This is a genomic window from Streptomyces sp. GL_141, from assembly GCF_057834385.1.
The window spans coordinates 7,527,649-7,546,515 of the sequence record NZ_CM174402.1 but is presented as its reverse complement, the minus strand read 5'-3'; the positions used below and the strand labels follow the sequence as shown (position 1 = coordinate 7,546,515).

Below are 18,867 nucleotides of genomic sequence, written 5' to 3'. Positions count from 1 at the left end.
GGCCACGACAACGCCCCCTGACGCGTTCCTTCCGCCCCGTTGTCGATCTTTGATGCCGCCCTGACCACCTGCACGAACCCGGCCGTGATTCCGTCGACCGAAGCACGTCAGAAGGCCGTCAAGGACCCGTTCAGAGCCTTGTCCGCCCCTCCCGGATCCGCTGGGATGAGGACATGAACAGCGGTCCGCGCTACGAAGACCGGCCACCGTCACGACGTATCCGTCGCGCCGGGGCCACCTCTCCGCAGCCTGCAGCGCCCGCTGTCCGCCCGGCCTTCTGACACCGGCCGCGCGCGATACCGACGTACCCGCCCCCCTTCACCGGGGGCTGCCGGAACACGTCTCGACCATCACCGCATGAGCCGAGCCCGCACCCCCGCCACGTGCCGGGGCGCCGGGCTCGCCGGCCATGCCCGCTTCCAGGATCCAGGAACCCGACATGCCTTCATCCCTGTCCGGACGTACCGTCCTCGTCACCGGCGCCACCTCCGGTATCGGCTACCAGACCGCCAGCCAGCTCGCGGAGCGCGGTGCCACCGTCCTTCTCCACGGCCGTACACCCGAAGAGGCCCGCGCCGCCGCCGACCGGCTGATCGCCACCGCCGGCGTCGACGGCTCCCTGCTCCGTCCGCTCGCGGCCGACTTCGCCCGCCTGGAGGAGGTCGAGGACCTCGCCCACGCCGTCGCACGCGAACACCCGCGCCTGGACGTACTCGTCAACAACGCGGCCATCGCAGCGCCCGAGCGCCACACCCTCACCCCCGACGGCAACGAGATCTCCTTCCAGGTCAACTTCCTCGCCCACTACCTCCTGACCGATCTCCTAGCAGCCTCCCTCACCGCCGACCCCGGCGGGCGAGTCGTCAACGTCTCCTCCTCCCACCACCGCACCGCGGCCATCCAGTGGAACGACCCGCAGCGCATCCGCCGCTACTCGCGCCTCGCGGCCTACGCCCAGTCCCAGCTCGCGCTGACCGTCTTCGCCGCCGACCCGCGCGTCACCGCCGTCTCCGTCCACCCCGGCATCTGCGAGACCGGCCTTCTCCCCCTTTACGGGAACGAGGGCGAGTCCGCAGCCGAGGGCGCGGCCCACGTCGTACGGCTCTGCGACCCGTACACCGAAATCGTCAACGGCGCCTACTACGACCGCGGAGAGCGCGTCGCCCCGGCTCCGGCCGCCACCGACGACCGCACCGTCAAGCGCCTCAACAAGCTCGCCGACCTCCTCGTCGGCCACACCGCCTGAAGGGATCCACAGCCATGTCCAAGCGCGCCCGCAAGAAGAGGTCCCGCCGCAAGAAGGCCGCCAACCACGGCAGCAAGCCCCGCTGTTAGGCACGGAGGGCGGTGCCCCGATTCGGGGCGCCGCCCTCACGCGTCGAAGCGGTACCCCCTACCCGGGGCGGTGATCAGGTGGCGCGGGTGCGAGGGGTCCGCTTCGAGCTTCCGCCGGAGGTGGGCCATGTACACGCGCAGGTAGTTGGTCTGCGTTCCGTAGGAGGAGCCCCAGACCTCCTGGAGCAGGCGCCGTTGGCTGACGAGCCGGCCCTTGTTGCGGATCAGGACTTCCAGCAGGTGCCATTCCGTCGGTGTGAGCCTGATGGCCTTCCCTCCGCGCCTGGCCTTCTTCGCGATCAGGTCGACGGTGAACTCCTCGGTCTCGACGACCGATTCGCTCGTGGCGACCGGGGCGTGCGCGGGCGTTCGGCGGACGACCGACCCCAGCCGGGCCATCAGTTCGTCCATGCCGAAGGGCTTGGTGATGTAGTCGTCGGCGCCCGCGTCCAGAGCCCGCACCTTCTCCTCGGAGCCGTGGCGGGCGGAGACCACGAGGACGGGCACCCGCGACCACACCCGCAGCCGCTTGATCACGTCGATCCCGTCCATGTCGGGCAGACCGAGATCGAGCAGGACCACGTCCGGGCGGCGCCTCGCCACGGCGTCCAGGGCCGTGCCCCCGTCCGGCGCGCAGTCCACGTCGAACTTCCGCGCCTTCAGATTGATGACCAGCAACCGCGCGAGCTGCGGTTCGTCGTCCACTACCAACACCCGGGGCACCGACGTGCCGCCTTCCTCTCGTACGTCAGTCGATGAAACAACCATTTCCCGCTGTCCCGGCACGCCTTGACAGCGTCCATACGGCGAGGAGCGCGAGCTTGACGACCTCCATACGGCACCCGACTGGGGCTTCCCGCGCAGCCGCCGGCACCCCGTCAAGATCTCGTCGCCGAGGCATCAGCAGTCCGTCAGGATGCGCTGCCAAGGGCCCGGTCCTCCTTAACGTCGCACGCATGGGACGACGAATCACTCGGTCGGAGAGCGGCATACGGACCGGACACGCGGGGCCTCCCGGCCCGCTCGCGCAGGACATCCACTGGGCCGGCGAGCGACGATCGGCGATCGGCGTCGCCTCCCTGCTCGGCACTGCCCTGTTCCTGATGGACGCAGGCACCGGCCGACTCGACGTGGTCCGCGGCGCCCTCTGGGGCGGGCTGACCGTCCTCGTCTTCGTGATCATGCTGCCGCCCAGGGTCTCCATCCGGCCCGGCCTGCTGAGCGCCCGCGGGCTGCTCGTGGAGCGCAGTGTCCGCACCGACCGCCTCGTCTCGGTCCAGTGGTCGGACGCGGTGTCCCAGCGGCTGGTCCTCCGGGACACGGAGGGAGGGTGGGTCGAGATCGACCCGACCGTGCTCGTACGCAATCCGGCGATGTGGCGGTGTCTGGACAAGGACACCCGCACCTCCATCCGGCGCGGTTCGCTGCGGTACGGCGCCACTGCCCTGTGCGGGTTGGCCGCGCGCATCGACCGCGAGACGGCTCACACGGTCTTCAAGGTGTCCGGCTTGCGGTGACCACGGGCTCACGCCGCCTGCGCGAGCGAGAGGGCGCGGCCCCGGTGGAAAGCACCCCAGCAGAGGCCTGAGGACGCGAGCTGCTCGGGGCCGCCCCAGGTCCGGTGGATCCAGGCCGCCCCGGGTCCGAGTGCGACCACTGCCGCTGCGTCCTGAGGAGTCAGCCAGCGCACCGTGACGCCGGGAGCCGGGCGCGCGGCCAGGGCGGGCCCCTGGTGTACGTAGACCATGCGCTCCCACGGATCGATGCGCTGGAACCGGGAGGGCAGGAGCTCGATCACGACGGATGCCGCCTCGGTCGGAGAAATGGAGAGGGCGGGGGCGGCCCGGGACGGTGGGCCGCCCCCGCGGGGGGCCGGCGCCGTTGAGCGTCGGCGCCGGCCGGCCTGGTGGCCGGGGGGTGGAGAGGATGGGTGGGGCGCGGTCAGGCGGACTGCCCGACGAGTTGGTCCGCGAGCTCGTTCAGCCGCTTGACCCTGCGGTCCCCGGTTGCCGCGGCGGCGGGCTGCATCCGCTCGCCCCGGTCGTAGTAGGCGCCGTTGACGATCTCGACGGCCGGGTCGCACAGCCGCACGACGTGCGCGGCGCCCTCGGCGGGCGTCGCGCCCTCGGGTCCGTACAGGGGCTTGTTGACCAGGACGTCGAGGTAGGGGTGACCGGTGATGACCCGGTTGGCGAGCCGTCCGACCTCGTCGAGCCGCGTGAAGTCCGCGGCCCACGGCCGCAGGAGCTCCGCGTCTACGTCGGCGGTGGCGAGGAGGCGCTTTACGGCTGACCGGGCCTCGTCCGGGGTGCGGCCGTGGAGAAGGACGGTGGCGCCGCTCTCGGCCAGCTGGCGGGCGGTCTCGTAACCGATGCCGGAGGTGGCACCGGTGACCATGATGGTCCGGCCGGACAGGAACGAAGGCATGAGTGGATCCAGTGGACGGGCACGGTGGCGGCGGCCGAAGAAGCCGGGGCTCAGCCGTGCGGTGGAGTGTGATCCCGTAGCGCGTAGCGCGGGTGTCCCGTAACGCGGACGGGCCGGGGCGCCTGCTGATCCGAGGTTGACCGCGGCGCCACGTCGTCCATCCAACTGGCCCGCGGCGCGGCGCTCAAGCGCCCTGACGACCCTCTGACGCGGTTTTGCCGGACTTCAGCCGAGGCCGGGGATCGTGGACACCAGCAGGTCGATGAGCTTGATGCCTACGAAGGGCAGGATCAGGCCGCCGAGGCCGTAGACCCCGAGGTTGCGGCGCAGCAGGTCGTGTGCGGAGGCCGGCTTGTAGCGGACTCCGCGCAGGGCGAGCGGGATCAGGGCGACGATGATCAGGGCGTTGAAGATGATCGCCGAGGTGATCGCGGAGGTCGGACTGTGCAGGCCCATGATGTTGAGGGCTTCGAGACCGGGGTAGGCCGTGGTGAACATCGCGGGGATGATCGCGAAGTACTTCGCCACGTCATTCGTGATCGAGAAGGTGGTCAGGGCGCCTCGGGTGATGAGGAGTTGCTTGCCGATCTCGACGATGTCGATGAGCTTGGTGGGGTTGGAGTCGAGGTCCACCATGTTCCCGGCCTCCTTGGCAGCCGAGGTGCCGGTGTTCATGGCCACGCCTACGTCGGCCTGGGCCAGGGCGGGCGCGTCGTTCGTGCCGTCGCCCGTCATCGCGACGAGCTTGCCGCCCTCCTGCTCCCGCTTGATCAGGGCCAGCTTGTCCTCGGGGGTGGCCTCCGCGAGGTACTCGTCGACACCGGCCTCGGCGGCAATCGCGCGGGCCGTCAGCTCGTTGTCCCCGGTCACCATGACCGTACGGATCCCCATGGCGCGCAGCTCCGCGAACCGCTCCCGGATGCCCTCCTTGACCACGTCCTTGAGGTGGATGATCCCGAGGACCCGCGGGCCGTCCCAGTCGTGGACCGCCACCAGCAGTGGGGTCCCGCCGGACTCGGAGACGGCGGCCGACCACTCCGCGGCCTCGGTCGGAACCGTCCCGCCGCGTGCCACCACCCAGTCGCAGACCTGTGTCACCGCGCCCTTGCGGATGGCGCAGCCCGCGCCGTTGTCCCAGCTCAGGTTGATGCCGCTCATCCGGGTGCGGGCGCTGAACTCGGTGAAGCGCGGGTTGCTCAGTTCCTCCACGGCCACCGGCTCCAGCCCGTACTGCCGGGCGAGGACGACCACCGACCGGCCCTCTGGGGTCTCGTCGGCGAGAGAGGACAGCTGGGCGGCGTCCGCGAGCTTGATGTGGTCCGTGCCGGGCAGCGGGATGAAGGCCGCGGCCTCGCGGTTTCCGAGGGTGATGGTGCCGGTCTTGTCGAGGAGCAGGGTGTTCACGTCGCCGGCCGCCTCCACCGCCCGGCCGCTCATGGCGATGACGTTGCGCTGGACGAGCCGGTCCATGCCCGCGATGCCGATCGCGGAGAGCAGGGCGCCGATGGTGGTGGGGATGAGGGTGACGAGGAGGGCGACCAGGACGGTCGTGGACTGGGCGGCGTGCGCGTAGGCGGCCATCGGCTGGATGCTGACCACGATCAGGACGAAGATGACGGTCAGCGCGGCCAGCAGGATGTTCAGCGCGATCTCGTTGGGAGTCTTCTGCCGGGTGGCGCCCTCGACCAGGGCGATCATCCGGTCGATGAAGCTGTTCCCGGGACGCGAAGTGACCCGTACGACGACCGAGTCGGACAGCACGGTCGTACCGCCGGTCACCCCGGACCGGTCGCCGCCCGACTCCCGCAGGACCGGGGCCGATTCACCGGTGACCGCCGACTCGTCCACCATCGCGGCCCCGTCGACCACATCCCCGTCGGCCGGGATCAGCTCGCCGGCCTCGACGAGGACGAAGTCGAAGGGCTGGAGCTCGGCCGGCGTCACCACCTCGCTCTCGGCACCGCGCAGGTTCGCCCCGTACGTCCAGTGGTTCAGCCGCACCGCCACCGTGTCCGTACGCGCCTTGCGCAGGGACTCGGCCTGGGCTCGGCCGCGGCCTTCGGCGACCGCCTCTGCCAGATTGGCGAACAGGACGGTGAGCCACAGCCAGACGCTGATCACCCAGGTGAAGACGGACGGGTGGAAGAGCGCCGACAGCGTGGTCAGGACGGATCCGACGGCGACGACGAACAGCACCGGCTTCTTCACCAGTTCGCGTGGGTGGAGCTTTGCCACGGCCTCCCGAGCAGAGGCGGCGAGAAGCTCGGGGTCCACCACGTTCGCCTGGCCGGGTCGTCTCCGAGAGGGCCGGTTGACCGGAGTCCGCGGAGGGGTACCGAGACCCGGGGGAACGTGCTGCGCGGAGGCGGCGGGAGGCATGAAGCGACCTTCTGATTCAGTTCGGGGTGGGTGTGGCGGGGCCCCGGCAGTTCGTGGCCGGGGCGGCGCGGGAGAGGGGTGTCGCCGCCGGGGACTGCCCTCCATGGACCCCCTCGGCCGTCACGTGAGTAGGCGAGACCCCGGCGGCGCAACAGGCAGGAAACTACTGCCCGTTCCGGGGAGGATTCCCATCCGGGCGGGGGAATTGGCACCTTCTTGACGGCGGCGCACGAGGCGCGTCAAGCCGCCGTCAAGGGCGCGTCAGCGTGTGCCGTCGGTGATCCGGAAACGCAGTCGGCAGATGACGGCGTCGGTGTCGCGACGGACGGCGTGGGCGACGACGGAGCCCCGCTGGTTCTGGAGCATCCGCTGCCACAGGTGGGCGGGCTCGGTCTCCGGGATCAGTACGGTCACCTGGGCATCCGGGTGCGTCCGCGCGAGCTCCCGCACGTAGCCGGACAGTGGCCGTCCGAGCGACCGGGTGTCGGATGAGACCTCGGTCAGCTCGACGCCGGGCTTCCACAACTCCCAGTCCCGGCGCAGTGCTTCGGCCGCCTCCCGGTCCTCGGGGGCCGGGTGGGTGACGGTCACGGCGAGGACCTCGTCGCCGAGGGAGCGAGCGGCGGTCAAGGCCTGGCAGGTCAGCTTCGAGAGTCCGGAGACGGGAACCACGACGAGGGACCGGGCCCGGTGCGGCGACTGCGGGACGCGGCCGAGTTCGAGGCGCTCGCCGATCTCGGCGTAGGCCCGGTGGACCTTCTCGAATCCGAGGACGATCAGCGGCAGCGCGAGGACGATCAGCCAGGCACCCTCGGTGAACTTCGTGGCGGTGACGACGACCGCCGCGACACCGGTCAGGAGTGCGCCGAAGCCGTTGAGGGCGGCCTTCCCCTGCCAGCCCTTCGGACGCGCGCCGCGCCAGTGCAGGACCATGCCGACCTGGCAGATGGTGAAGCCGACGAAGACGCCGATGGCGAAGAGCGGGACGAGGGTGTTGGTGTCGCCGCCCGAGAAGACGAGCAGGACGGCCGAGACGAGCGCCAGCCAGACCACGCCGTGGCGGTGGACCTGACGGTCGGCCTTGAGGGCGAAGAAGTGCGGCAGGTGGTTGTCGCGGGCGAGCAGGCTCATCAGGACGGGCAGGCCGCCGAAGGAGGTGTTCGCGGCGAGCGCGAGGAGCACCATGGTGGCGAACTGAACCACGTAGAAGGCCGCGTTGTGGCCGAAGGACGCGTCCGCGAGCTGAGCGAGGACGGTCACGCCTTCGACGGGCTGGAGGTGGAAGCGGCCGATGAGGATCGACAGGCCGATCAGCATCACCCCGAGGAGGACTCCGAGTGCGACCTCGGTGCGCTGCGCGCGGCGGGCCGCCGGGGCCCGGAAGGAGGGCACGGCGTTGGCGACGGCCTCGACACCGGTCAGGGCCGAGCAGCCGGCCGCGAAGGCCTTCAGCAGCAGGAGGACGCCTACGGTCGTGGCACCCTCGCCGAGCGCGGAGGCATGACCGGCGGCGGAGGCGGTGCTGACCGGGCCGTCGCGGAAGAGCCCGACCACGATCATCGCGAGGATCGAGCCGACGAAGAGCGCGGTCGGCACGAGGAAGGCCTTGGCGGAGTCGACGACCCCGCGCAGGTTCACGGCGGTGACCAGGACCAGCACGGCCAGGCAGATCCAGACCCGCTCACCGTGCAGGCCGGGGAACGCGGACGTCAGGGCGGCCACGCCGGCGGTGACCGACACCGCGACGTTCAGCACGTAGTCGAGGATCAGCGAGGCCGCGGCCACCAGGCTCGTACGCCGGCCCAGGTGCTTCTTCGCCACGGCGTACGAGCCGCCGCCGTCGGGGAACGCGGCGATCACCTGCCGGTACGAGGCCACCAGGACGGCGAGGAGCGCGGCGATGGCCAGAGTGACGGGGAGAGTGAAACCGAGGCCGTACGCACCGGCCGCGGCCAGCACCAGCACGATCGACTCCGGCCCGTACGCGACGGAGGCCATCGCGTCGAGCGACAGCGCGGCCAGACCCTGGAGGGCGGTCAGCTTGTGCCGGTCCCCCGCCCCGCCCGCGCCCGTATCAGGGGGCTCCTCCTGGCCCGGCCCCTGAACCGCCGCGGTCGGTTTCCCCATGTGTATGGCCATGTCGCCGTTCCCTCCGAATGAGCAAAGTGAGGACAGCGTCGGAGGCCTGCCGGACCGCCGCCAGCACTCTTGGCGCTATCCATACGGCTCCCCCGCCGCTCTTCACGTGTTCCATACGCGCAGGTGGCGGCGGCGTATGAAGGCCGTCAAAAGGGCGCAGCGGCGCGTTGCCCCGGCTCCACGGAGAGGCAGGCTGGTTGTGGCGGCACCTGCCCCGCCACAACCACCCGAGGAGAAGACTTGATGGACGCGGAGAACCTGGTCGGCCTGCTCATCGCCCTGGCACTGCTCGGCTACCTGGTGTTCGCTCTGATCAAGCCCGACAAGTTCTGATCAACGCTCTGGAAAGCAAGAGCGGCGGGTCCGGACGGGAGGCATCACATGTCCGGCTTCTGGTACCGGTTCCGCGACCGCATCGCGCTGGTCGCGGGCCTCGTGGTGCCCTTCCTGGCAGCGCTCGCGCTCGCGCCCTTCCGTACCGACCTGTCGGCGACGAACGCGGCGCTGATCCTCGTCGTCGCGGTGGTCGCGGTGGCAAGCCTGGGCAGCCGGCTGGCGGGAGCGATCGCCGCGCTCTCGGCCGCCGCCTGGTTCGACTTCTTCCTCACCCGGCCCTACCAGCGGTTCGCCATCTCCGACCGCGCCGACATCGAGACGGCCGTCCTGCTGCTCTGCGTCGGCCTGATCGTCTCCCAGCTCGCCGTCCGCGCACGCCGGCTCCAGGCCGTCGTGGTCACCGACGCCGCGCACCTGTCCAGCCTCCAGGGAACCGCCCGGCTCGCCGAGGGCTGCGGCTCGCCCGAGGACGTGGCCGAGTATGTGCGCCGCGAGCTCGTCGGTCTGCTGGGCCTGCGCGGCTGCCGCTTCGAGTACGGGACCCTGATGGGGAATCTGCCGCGCCTGGAGCACGGCGGCGGTCTGTGGCTCCGCCGCGGGAACCGGATCACCGAGTACGCCGGCTGGCCGGACGGGGAGACCGAACTGCGGGTCACCGGCGGCGGCCACTACTACGGCCGCTTCCTCCTCGACCCGATCCCGGGCCGTCCCCTGCCCTCCGAGGAAGCCCGCCTCGTCGCCGTCGCACTGGCCGCGCAGGCCGGCTCCGCGCTGGACACGGCAGGCCTCTCGCACCAGGGCTGACCCCTGGAGCGACCCCGCGAGCGGCCTTCCCCGTAAGGACGGCGTTAAGGGTTCCCGTCCCGCCGTAAGGACCACGTCAAGGCGTCTTAACACCTGGGTGAAGACACGGTTGTCTCGTCATCGGCCAGCTGGCCGATTCATTTCTTCCTCTTCACTCAGGAGCTCACGATGGCCGATCTGGCCTTCGTCGTCACCACGGTCGCGGTGTTCGCGCTGGTGGCTCTCGTCGCCCGGGGGGTGACCAAGCTGTGACCGTCGAAAACATCGTCGGCCTCGCCGTGGCCGTCTCCCTGCTCGGCTACCTCATCCTCGCCCTCGTGTACCCGGAGAGGTTCTAGCCACCGATGAGTCCCGTTCTCGCTGGTGCGTTCCAGCTCCTCGCACTGATCGCCGCGCTCGCGCTGGCCTACCGCCCGCTGGGCGACCACATGGCCCGCGTCTACTCCTCCGAGAAGCACTACAAGCCGGAGAAGTGGATCTACAAGGCCATCGGCGCCAACCCGTCGGCCGAGATGCGCTGGCCCGCCTATCTCCGCGGCGTCCTCGCCTTCTCCGTGGCCTCCGTCCTCTTCCTCTACGGACTCCAGCGGGCCCAGGGCATCCTGCCCGGCTCGCTCGGCTTCTCCGCTATCGACCCGGACCAGGCCTTCAACACGGCCGCGTCCTTCGTCGCGAACACCAACTGGCAGTCGTACTACGGCGAGCAGGCCATGGGCCACGTCGTCCAGACCGGCGGCCTGGCAGTCCAGAACTTCGTCTCGGCGGCAGTCGGCATGGCCGTCGCGGTGGCCCTCGTACGGGGCTTCGCGCGCTCCCGCACCGGTGAACTCGGCAACTTCTGGGCCGACCTGGTGCGCGGCGTCGTCCGGATCCTGCTCCCGATCTCCGTGATCGGCGCGGTCGTCCTCGTCGCCTGCGGCGCCATCCAGAACTTCTCCGGCATCCACGAAGTCGGGCAGTTCATGGGCGGTTCGCAGCAGTGGAACGGCGGGGCGGTGGCTTCCCAGGAGGTCATCAAGGAGCTGGGCACCAACGGCGGCGGCTACTTCAACGCCAACTCCGCCCACCCCTTCGAGAACCCCAACCCGTTCTCGAACCTCTTCGAGATCTTCCTGATCCTGCTCATCCCCTTCGCTCTGACCCGCACCTTCGGCAAGCTCGTCGGCTCGGTCAAGCAGGGCTACGCGATCCTCGCCACGATGGCCACCATCTGGATCGGCTTCACCGCGCTGATGATGTGGACCGAGTTCGCCCACCACGGACCGGCGTTCGACGTGGCGGGCGGCGCCATGGAGGGCAAGGAGACCCGGTACGGCATCGCCGCCTCCGCGATCTTCTCCGTGGCGACGACCCTGACGTCCACGGGTGCGGTCAACTCCTTCCACTCCTCCTACACCGGCCTCGGCGGCGGCATCCAGCTGCTGGGCATGCAGCTCGGCGAGATCGCGCCCGGCGGCGTCGGCTCCGGGCTCTACGGCATGCTGATCATGGCCATCATCGCGGTGTTCATCGCCGGCCTGATGGTCGGCCGGACCCCCGAGTACCTGGGCAAGAAGATCGGCACCCGCCAGATCAAGTTCGCCGCCTGCTACATCCTCATCACACCCGCGCTGGTGTTGTGCTTCACCGCGGCGGCCATGGCGCTGCCCACCCCGGGCAACTCGATGACGAACTCCGGCGCTCACGGCTTCTCCGAGATCCTGTACGCCTACACCTCGGGCGCCAACAACAACGGCTCCGCCTTCGCCGGCCTGAACGCCGACACCCAGTGGTTCAACAGCACCATCGGCATCGCCATGCTGCTCGGCCGCTTCCTGCCCATGGTGTTCGTCCTCGCGCTGGCCGGTTCGCTCGCCGAGCAGAAGCCGGTCCCCGAGACAGCGGGCACGCTCCGCACCGACAAGCCCCTCTACACGGGCCTGCTCGTCGGCACGATCCTCATCATCACCGGTCTGACCTACTTCCCGGCCCTGGCGCTGGGTCCGCTCGCCGAAGGGCTCGCATCATGAGCACCGCCACACCTACCAGGGCTCCGCACCAGGACGTACCCACCGGCCACAAGCCGGACTCCGGTCGCGTGGGCGGCGGCCTCTTCGACCCCAAGCAGCTACTGAAGTCGTTCCCGGACGCTGTCCGCAAGCTCGACCCGCGCGTCATGATCAAGTCGCCGGTCATGTTCGTCGTACTGATCGGCTCGGTCGTCACCACCATCCTGGCGATCAAGGACCCGACCGACTGGTTCGGCTGGGCGATCACCGTCTGGCTGTGGCTGACCACCATCTTCGCCAACCTCGCCGAAGCAGTCGCGGAGGGCCGGGGCAAGGCCCAGGCCGACACCCTGCGCAAGGCCAAGACCGACACCGTCGCCCGCCGCCTCAACGGCGCCGCCGAGGAACAGGTCCCCGGCACGGAGCTCCGTATCGGCGACCTGGTCGTGTGCGAGGCCGGCGACATCATCCCCGGCGACGGCGACGTCGTGGAGGGCGTCGCGTCCGTGGACGAGTCCGCCATCACGGGTGAATCGGCCCCGGTCATCCGGGAGTCCGGCGGCGACCGCTCCGCCGTGACCGGCGGCACCAAGGTGCTCTCCGACCGGATCGTCATCAAGATCACGACGAAGCCCGGCGAGACCTTCATCGACCGGATGATCGCACTGGTCGAGGGTGCGGCCCGGCAGAAGACGCCGAACGAGATCGCGCTCAACATCCTGCTCGCCTCGCTCACCATCGTCTTCCTGCTGGCCGTGGTCACCTTGCAGCCCTTCGCCATCTACGCGGGCGCCGAGCAGTCGATGATCGTGCTCACGGCGCTGCTGGTCTGCCTCATCCCGACCACCATCGGCGCCCTGCTCTCCGCCATCGGCATCGCGGGCATGGACCGCCTGGTCCAGCGCAACGTCCTGGCCATGTCGGGGCGCGCGGTCGAGGCCGCCGGCGACGTCTCCACCCTCCTCCTGGACAAGACGGGCACGATCACCCTCGGCAACCGCCAGGCCTCCGAGTTCGTTCCGGTCAAGGGCACGACGGAAGCCGAGCTGGCGGACGCCGTGCAGCTCTCGTCCCTCGCGGACGAGACCCCCGAGGGCCGCTCGATCGTGGTCCTCGCGAAGGAGAAGTACGGCCTGCGCGAACGCCACCAGGGTGAACTGACCGGCGCCGAATGGATCCCCTTCACCGCGCAGACCCGCATGTCCGGTGTCGACGTGGACGGCAAGAAGACCCGCAAGGGCGCTGCGGGCTCCGTCATCACCTGGGTCAAGGAACAGGGCGGCCGGGTCTCCGAGGATGCCGACCTCCTCGCCAACCGCATCTCCGAGGCAGGCGGTACGCCGCTCCTGGTGGCTGTGGAGGACGAGCGCGGGGCCCGTGTCCTGGGTGTCATCCACCTCAAGGACGTGGTCAAGGAGGGCATGCGCGAACGCTTCGACGAGCTGCGGCGCATGGGCATCAAGACCATCATGATCACCGGAGACAACCCGCTGACCGCCAAGGCCATCGCCGAGGAGGCGGGCGTCGACGACTTCCTCGCCGAGGCCACCCCCGAGGACAAGATGGCCCTCATCAAGCGGGAACAGGCCGGCGGAAAGCTCGTCGCCATGACCGGCGACGGCACCAACGACGCCCCGGCCCTCGCCCAGGCCGACGTCGGCGTCGCGATGAACACCGGAACCTCGGCCGCCAAAGAGGCCGGGAACATGGTGGACCTCGACTCCAACCCCACCAAGCTCATCGAAATCGTCGAGATCGGCAAGCAGTTGCTGATCACCCGCGGCGCCCTGACCACCTTCTCCATCGCCAACGACGTCGCGAAATACTTCGCGATCATCCCGGCCATGTTCGCCGTGGTCTACCCGGGCCTCGACAAGCTCAACATCATGGGCCTGGCATCCCCGGAGTCGGCGATCCTCTCCGCGGTCATCTTCAACGCGCTGATCATCATCGTGCTCGTCCCGCTCGCCCTCAAGGGCGTGCAGTACAAGCCGACCAGCGCAGACAAGATGCTCCGCCGGAACATCGGGATCTACGGACTCGGCGGCCTCATCGCCCCGTTCATCGGCATCAAGCTCATCGACCTGCTCATCACCCTCATCCCCGGCCTCTCCTGATTAGGTGCGTGCTGATCCGTCATGAACAACTCCGTAGGAAACACCGCACGCCTGATCGGCGCGGGCCTCCGAGCGCTTCTCGTTCTGACCGTGGTCTGCGGGGTCCTCTACCCGCTCGCCGTCACCGGGATCGCCCAGGCTGTGTTCAACAACAAGGCCAACGGCTCCGAGATCAAGGACGGGAACGGCCAGGTCGTCGGCTCCTCCCTCATCGGGCAGACCTACAATCTCCCGAAGAAGGACCCCAACGACGCTGAGGAAGCGGCCAAGCCGGACCTCAGGTGGTTCCAGCCGCGCCCCTCCAACGGCCTCGGTTCCAACAGCGTCAACACCCAGTACTCGCTGATCCTCTCCGGCGCCACCAACCGCTCCGCCGACAACGGCGCCGTCAACGGCAAGTGCACCGATCAGGCGGAGGAAGGCACCCTCTGCGCCCAGGTCATCGCTGCCAAGGACGCCGTCATCGCGGACAACTCCACCGCCGGCCACCAGGTCAAGCCCGAGGACGTACCGGCCGACGCCGTCACCTCCTCCGGCTCCGGCCTCGACCCCGACATCTCCCCCGAGTACGCCAAGCTCCAGATCCACCGCGTCGCCGAGCAGAACGAGCTCGACGTCAAGCAGGTCGAGAAGCTCGTCGCCGATCACACCACCGGCCGCACCCTCGGCTTCATGGGCGAACCCCGCGTCAACGTCCTCGAACTCAACACCGCCCTCAGGGCACTGACCAAGAGCTGACGTTCCGCATGGCAAGTGTGCGGAGCCGGCGGGACCCGGAACTCCCCGGCCATCGCTGGGAGTGCCCCAGACCTCCCGCCGGCTCCGACCCGTACCCACTGGAAGAGGAAGGCCCCACACCGATGATCAAGGTGCTGGTGGTGGAAGACGACGCCCAGCTCGTCCGCGCGCTCCGGATCAACCTGGAGGCAAGGAAGTTCGGGGTGGAGACGGCTTCCGACGGAAAGACCGCCCTGAGGCTCGCGGCCACCCGCAAGCCGGACGCCATCCTGCTGGACCTCGGTCTGCCCGACATGGACGGCATCGACGTGATCAAGGAGGTACGGGAGACCAGCGGCGTACCGATCCTCGTCCTCTCCGCCCGCCACACCTCCGAGGAGAAGATCCGCGCCCTGGACGCGGGGGCCGACGACTACGTCACCAAGCCGTTCAGCATGGACGAACTCCTCGCCCGGCTACGGGCCTCCGTACGCCGCCGGGAGGTCCCGGCGCCCGCCCACGAGGTGGCCGTGGTCACGACGGACGAGTTCACCGTCGACCTGGTCGCGAAGAAGGTGATCCGCAACGACCGCACGGTGCGGCTGACGCCCACCGAGTGGCACCTCCTGGAAATCCTCATCACCCACCCGGGCCGTCTGATCAGCCAGCGCAAGCTGCTGCTCGACGTCTGGGGACCCACCTACTCCGAACACACCAACTACCTGCGGGTCTACATGGCCCAGCTGCGCCGCAAACTGGAAGCGGACCCCTCGCACCCGAGATACCTGATCACCGAGCCCGGCATGGGCTACCGCTTCGAGGAATGACGTAACCACCATGGGACGCGGCAAGTTTCGTATCTACCTGGGCTCGGCCCCCGGCGTCGGCAAGACGTACGCGATGCTCTCGGAGGGCCACCGCCGGGTGGAGCGCGGCACCGACGTGGTCGTCGCCTTCGTGGAGCACCACCACCGTCCGCGCACCGAGGTGATGCTGCACGGGCTGGACCAGACCCCGCGCCGCGAGCTGGCGTACCGGGGATCGGTCTTCACCGAGATGGACGTGGACGCGATCCTCGCGCGGCGCCCCGCCGTCGCGCTCGTGGACGAGCTCGCCCACACCAACGTCCCCGGCTCGCGCAACGCCAAGCGCTGGCAGGACGTGGAGGAACTGCTCCGGGCCGGCATCGACGTCGTCTCCACCGTCAACATCCAGCACCTCGAATCGCTGGGCGACGTGGTCGAGACGATCACCGGCGTGCGGCAGCGGGAGACCGTCCCCGACGAGGTCGTACGGCGTGCCGACCAGATCGAGCTGGTCGACATGTCCCCCCAGGCGCTGCGCCGCCGCATGGCGCACGGCAACATCTACAAGGCCGACAAGGTCGACGCGGCCCTCTCCAATTACTTCCGGCCCGGCAACCTCACCGCCCTGCGCGAACTCGCGCTGCTGTGGGTCGCGGACCGGGTCGACGCGTACCTCCAGGAGTACCGCAGCGAGCACAACATCCGCTCCACCTGGCAGGCCCGCGAACGCATCGTCGTCGGCCTCACCGGCGGCCCGGAAGGCCGTACGCTCATCCGCCGCGCCGCCCGCCTCGCCGAGAAGGGATCCGGCGGCGAGGTCCTCGCCGTCTACATCGCGCGCAGCGACGGGCTCACCGCCGCCTCCCCCAAGGAACTCGCCGTCCAGCGCACCCTGGTCGAGGACCTCGGCGGCACCTTCCACCACGTCATCGGCGACAACGTCCCCGACGCGCTCCTGGAGTTCGCCCGCGGCTGCAACGCCACGCAGATCGTGCTCGGCGTCAGCCGCCGCCGCTCCTGGCAGTCCGTCTTCCGCCCCGGCGTCAGCGCCACCGTGGCCCGCGAATCGGGCCCCGACCTCGACGTCCACATCGTCACCCACGACGAGGCCGCCAAGGGCCGCACCCTGCCCGTCGCCCGCAGCGCGCGGCTCGGCCGCTCCCGCATCATCTGGGGCTGGCTCATCGGCGTGGCCGGCCCCGCCTTGCTCGCGTTGGTGCTGAACCAGGTCGTCCCCGACCTCGGGCTCGCCAACGACATGCTGCTCTTCCTCACCTTCACCGTGGCGGCGGCCCTGCTCGGAGGACTCCTCCCGGCCCTGGCCTCGGCAGCCTTCGGCTCGCTCCTCCTTAACTACTACTTCACCCCGCCGCTCCACGAGTTCACCGTCTCCGACCCCAAGAACATCGTCGCCATCGCGATCTTCGTCGGTGTGGCCGTGTCCGTGGCGTCCGTGGTCGACCTGGCCGCCCGCCGCACCCACCAGGCCGCCCGGCTGCGCGCCGAATCCGAGATCCTCTCCTTCCTCGCGGGCAGCATCCTGCGCGGCGAAACGGCCCTCGACGCCCTGCTGGAGCGGGTCCGCGAGACCTTCGCCATGGAATCCGTCGCCCTGCTGGAGCGCGACAGCGACGTGGACCCGTGGACCTGCGCAGGCAGCACCGGCCGGAACCCGGTCTCCCGCCCCGAGGACGCCTCCGTCGACATGCCCATCGGCGAGAACATGGCCCTGGCCCTCACCGGCCGGGTCCTGCCGGCCGAGGACCGACGCGTCCTCGGGGCCTTCGCTGCCCAGGCAGCCGTCGTACTCGACCGCCAGCGCCTCGTCGACGAGGCCGAGGAGGCGCGCCGCCTCGTCGAGGGCAACCAGATCCGTACGGCCCTGCTCGCCGCGGTCAGCCACGACCTCCGTACGCCGCTCGCCTCGATCAAGGTCTCCGTCACCTCGCTGCGTTCCACCGACGTGCAATGGTCCGACGAGGACCGGGCCGACCTCCTGGAAGGCATCGAGGACGGCGCGGACCGCCTCGACCACCTGATCGGCAACCTTCTCGACATGTCCCGCCTCCAGACCGGAACCGTCGTCCCGCTCATCCGGGAAACCGACCTCGACGAGGTCGTCCCGATGGGCCTGGCCGGCGTGCCCGACGACAGCGTGGTCCTCGACATCCCCGAGACCCTGCCCATGGTCGCCGTCGACCGCGGCCTGCTGGAGCGGGCCGTCGCCAACATCGTCGAGAACGCCGTCAAGTACAGCCCGCCCGGTCAGACCGTCCTCGTCGCCGCCAGCGTCCTCGCCGACCGCCTCGAACTGCGCGTCGTCGACCGCGGCCCCGGCGTCCCCGACGAGGCGAAGGTCCGGATATTCGAACCCTTCCAGCGGTACGGAGACGCGCCCGCCGGCGCCGGGGTCGGTCTCGGCCTGGCCGTCGCCCGAGGCTTCCTGGAGGCCATGAACGGCACCCTCACCGCCGAGGACACCCCCGGCGGCGGACTGACGATGGTGATCACCCTGCCCATCAAGGAGGGCACTCCGCCGTCCCGCCCCGACCTTCCTGCGGACGCGACGACGTGACGTGAAGCTGATTGTGGCGGCCGGTCGTTGTCACGGATGGGCTGCACGAAACGGCGCAACGCTCCCGGTGGACGCTCTGCAACACCGGCTCAGCCGCATGTGCGACGGGAGCGGCCGAAGCACATCATCGACGGCACCCTGCCCATGCCCGTCACCCGTGACCCCGATCAGACCACTGTGACACTCGGGCACGAGGTCGCGGGCACCATCGTGGAGGCCGAGTACACCGTGACCCGCCACCAGTCACTCGTCCCCATCCCGGACGCCCTGCCCTTCGAGCAGGCGGCGATCATCCCTGACGCCGTGTCCACGCCCTACTCCGGACTGACCCACCACGGCAGGCTCCAGGTCGGGGAGAGCATCGGGCTCTGGGGAGTGGGTGGGCTCGGCGTGTACCCGGTGCAGATCGCCCGCCTCGCCGGGGCAGTGCCGATCATCGCCCTCGACCCGCTGCCGGCGGCCCGCAGGCGAGCCCTGAGCGTGGGCGCGGACCTGGCCTTCGACCCTGCCGACGCCGACCTCCCGGCCCGGGTCCACGAGGCCACGGGCGGACTCGGCCTGGATCTGGCGATCGACCCCGTCCGCCTCGTCCTCTCACCCTGACGAAGTGACGCCGCCTGACGAAGTGACGCTGCGCAAAGGGAATGGCGCGGTCAGGCGTCAGTGGCCGGCGGCGGCCTTCACCACAGCGACGGCCGTGCCGATCGCCGCGTCGATCCCGCCGGCCAGAAGGGCGAACGCCGCCCCTCCGCCCATGCGGATCCCTCCGTAGCACCCCCAGGCGAACAAGGTGGCGATGTTGACCCCGGCGGCCGTCACAAGGGCCGTGTCCAGGCCCATCACTCCCAGTGCCGAGACGCCGATCAGAACGAGCGGGCCCACCGCAGACAGCAGCAGCGGGCTGCTGACGAAGAGCATCGCGCGCAGTTCGCGTCCCCGGGCGAGAGCACCATGCATCACACGATGGGCCTGCTGATCGGCGACCAGCGCGGCCAGCCACAGACCCACCGAGGCGGTCAGGACCGTCGCCGCCGCACCGACGACCTCCACATGCCCGCTTCCCGCGAGCCCGATGACGACCGAGATCATGGTGATCGTCGCGTAGAGCCGTTCCTTGAGCTGGGCCGCGGCCGTCCGCGCGTCCACCGCGCCCGCCACATGTTCCGTCACGGGCCCACCGTAAGACGCGGCCCGGCCGCGCGCCCGGCACCACACCATCAGGGCCCTCGCACTGCGCGCGAGGC

General features: G+C 70.0%; 17 protein-coding genes. 11 read left to right on the top strand and 6 right to left on the bottom strand.

All coding sequences use genetic code 11. The features are described 5' to 3' along the window. The first annotated feature begins 439 nt into the window (after window positions 1–439). A complete protein-coding gene (locus AC3IX6_RS33680) occupies window positions 440–1,246 on the top strand; it encodes an SDR family NAD(P)-dependent oxidoreductase (protein ID WP_489367066.1) in 807 nt (268 codons plus the stop codon). Window positions 1,247–1,371: 125 nt separating this feature from the next. Here AC3IX6_RS33680 and AC3IX6_RS33675 read toward each other — a convergent pair whose 3' ends face one another. After that, window positions 1,372–2,058, bottom strand: a complete 687-nt coding sequence (locus AC3IX6_RS33675; RefSeq protein WP_489367065.1) for a response regulator — start codon at window positions 2,056–2,058, stop codon at window positions 1,372–1,374. 233 nt (window positions 2,059–2,291) lie between these two features. Between AC3IX6_RS33675 and AC3IX6_RS33670 the strand changes: the two genes are divergently transcribed. Then, on the top strand, window positions 2,292–2,852 hold the full coding sequence (locus AC3IX6_RS33670; protein WP_489367064.1) for a hypothetical protein: 561 nt from the start codon (window positions 2,292–2,294) through the stop codon (window positions 2,850–2,852). An 8-nt stretch (window positions 2,853–2,860) separates the two neighbouring features. Here AC3IX6_RS33670 and AC3IX6_RS33665 read toward each other — a convergent pair whose 3' ends face one another. The 4 genes from AC3IX6_RS33665 to AC3IX6_RS33650 all read right to left on the bottom strand — a co-directional run bounded on the left by AC3IX6_RS33665 (window position 2,861) and on the right by AC3IX6_RS33650 (window position 8,280). Further along, window positions 2,861–3,133, bottom strand: coding sequence for a hypothetical protein (locus AC3IX6_RS33665; protein ID WP_489367063.1), 273 nt, complete (start codon window positions 3,131–3,133; stop codon window positions 2,861–2,863). Between the two features lie 143 nt (window positions 3,134–3,276). After that, window positions 3,277–3,762, bottom strand: coding sequence for an SDR family NAD(P)-dependent oxidoreductase (locus AC3IX6_RS33660; protein WP_489367062.1), 486 nt, complete (start codon window positions 3,760–3,762; stop codon window positions 3,277–3,279). Between the two features lie 225 nt (window positions 3,763–3,987). Further along, window positions 3,988–6,141: a potassium-transporting ATPase subunit KdpB gene (gene kdpB, locus AC3IX6_RS33655; RefSeq protein ID WP_489367061.1), complete on the bottom strand. Its 2,154-nt coding sequence runs from the start codon at window positions 6,139–6,141 to the stop codon at window positions 3,988–3,990. Window positions 6,142–6,402: 261 nt separating this feature from the next. Continuing rightward, the gene (locus AC3IX6_RS33650; RefSeq protein WP_489367060.1) at window positions 6,403–8,280 is read right to left on the bottom strand and encodes an APC family permease; all 1,878 of its coding nucleotides are present in this window, start codon (window positions 8,278–8,280) and stop codon (window positions 6,403–6,405) included. A gap of 243 nt (window positions 8,281–8,523) precedes the next feature. On the opposite strand from AC3IX6_RS33650, the gene kdpF (AC3IX6_RS33645) reads away from it, so the two are divergent. From kdpF (AC3IX6_RS33645) to AC3IX6_RS33605, 9 genes are all read left to right on the top strand, one after another. Further along, entirely contained in the window at window positions 8,524–8,613 is a 90-nt protein-coding gene (kdpF, locus tag AC3IX6_RS33645) for a K(+)-transporting ATPase subunit F (protein WP_243332542.1), read from the top strand. A 48-nt stretch (window positions 8,614–8,661) separates the two neighbouring features. Then, window positions 8,662–9,420 carry a DUF4118 domain-containing protein gene (locus AC3IX6_RS33640; protein ID WP_489367059.1) on the top strand — a complete coding sequence of 253 codons (759 nt, stop codon included), beginning with the start codon at window positions 8,662–8,664 and terminating at the stop codon, window positions 9,418–9,420. A gap of 248 nt (window positions 9,421–9,668) precedes the next feature. After that, window positions 9,669–9,758, top strand: a complete 90-nt coding sequence (gene kdpF, locus AC3IX6_RS33635) for a K(+)-transporting ATPase subunit F (protein WP_267039940.1) — start codon at window positions 9,669–9,671, stop codon at window positions 9,756–9,758. A gap of 6 nt (window positions 9,759–9,764) precedes the next feature. Further along, the gene (gene kdpA / locus AC3IX6_RS33630; protein ID WP_489367058.1) at window positions 9,765–11,429 is read left to right on the top strand and encodes a potassium-transporting ATPase subunit KdpA; all 1,665 of its coding nucleotides are present in this window, start codon (window positions 9,765–9,767) and stop codon (window positions 11,427–11,429) included. Further along, complete coding sequence (gene kdpB, locus AC3IX6_RS33625) at window positions 11,426–13,525, top strand: potassium-transporting ATPase subunit KdpB (protein WP_489367057.1); 2,100 nt, start codon at window positions 11,426–11,428, stop codon at window positions 13,523–13,525. The genes kdpA and kdpB (AC3IX6_RS33625) overlap by 4 nt, the downstream gene beginning before the upstream one ends. 21 nt (window positions 13,526–13,546) lie before the next feature. Continuing rightward, window positions 13,547–14,263, top strand: coding sequence for a potassium-transporting ATPase subunit C (locus AC3IX6_RS33620; protein ID WP_489367056.1), 717 nt, complete (start codon window positions 13,547–13,549; stop codon window positions 14,261–14,263). A gap of 122 nt (window positions 14,264–14,385) precedes the next feature. Continuing rightward, on the top strand, window positions 14,386–15,069 hold the full coding sequence (locus AC3IX6_RS33615) for a response regulator (RefSeq protein WP_489367055.1): 684 nt from the start codon (window positions 14,386–14,388) through the stop codon (window positions 15,067–15,069). Window positions 15,070–15,079: 10 nt separating this feature from the next. Further along, window positions 15,080–17,623, top strand: a complete 2,544-nt coding sequence (locus AC3IX6_RS33610; RefSeq protein WP_489367054.1) for a DUF4118 domain-containing protein — start codon at window positions 15,080–15,082, stop codon at window positions 17,621–17,623. A 144-nt stretch (window positions 17,624–17,767) separates the two neighbouring features. Continuing rightward, a complete protein-coding gene (locus AC3IX6_RS33605; protein WP_489367053.1) occupies window positions 17,768–18,226 on the top strand; it encodes a zinc-binding dehydrogenase in 459 nt (152 codons plus the stop codon). Window positions 18,227–18,283: 57 nt separating this feature from the next. On the opposite strand, the gene AC3IX6_RS33600 is transcribed toward AC3IX6_RS33605, so the two are convergent. Then, window positions 18,284–18,793, bottom strand: a complete 510-nt coding sequence (locus AC3IX6_RS33600; RefSeq protein WP_489367052.1) for a hypothetical protein — start codon at window positions 18,791–18,793, stop codon at window positions 18,284–18,286. Window positions 18,794–18,867: the final 74 nt, after the last annotated feature.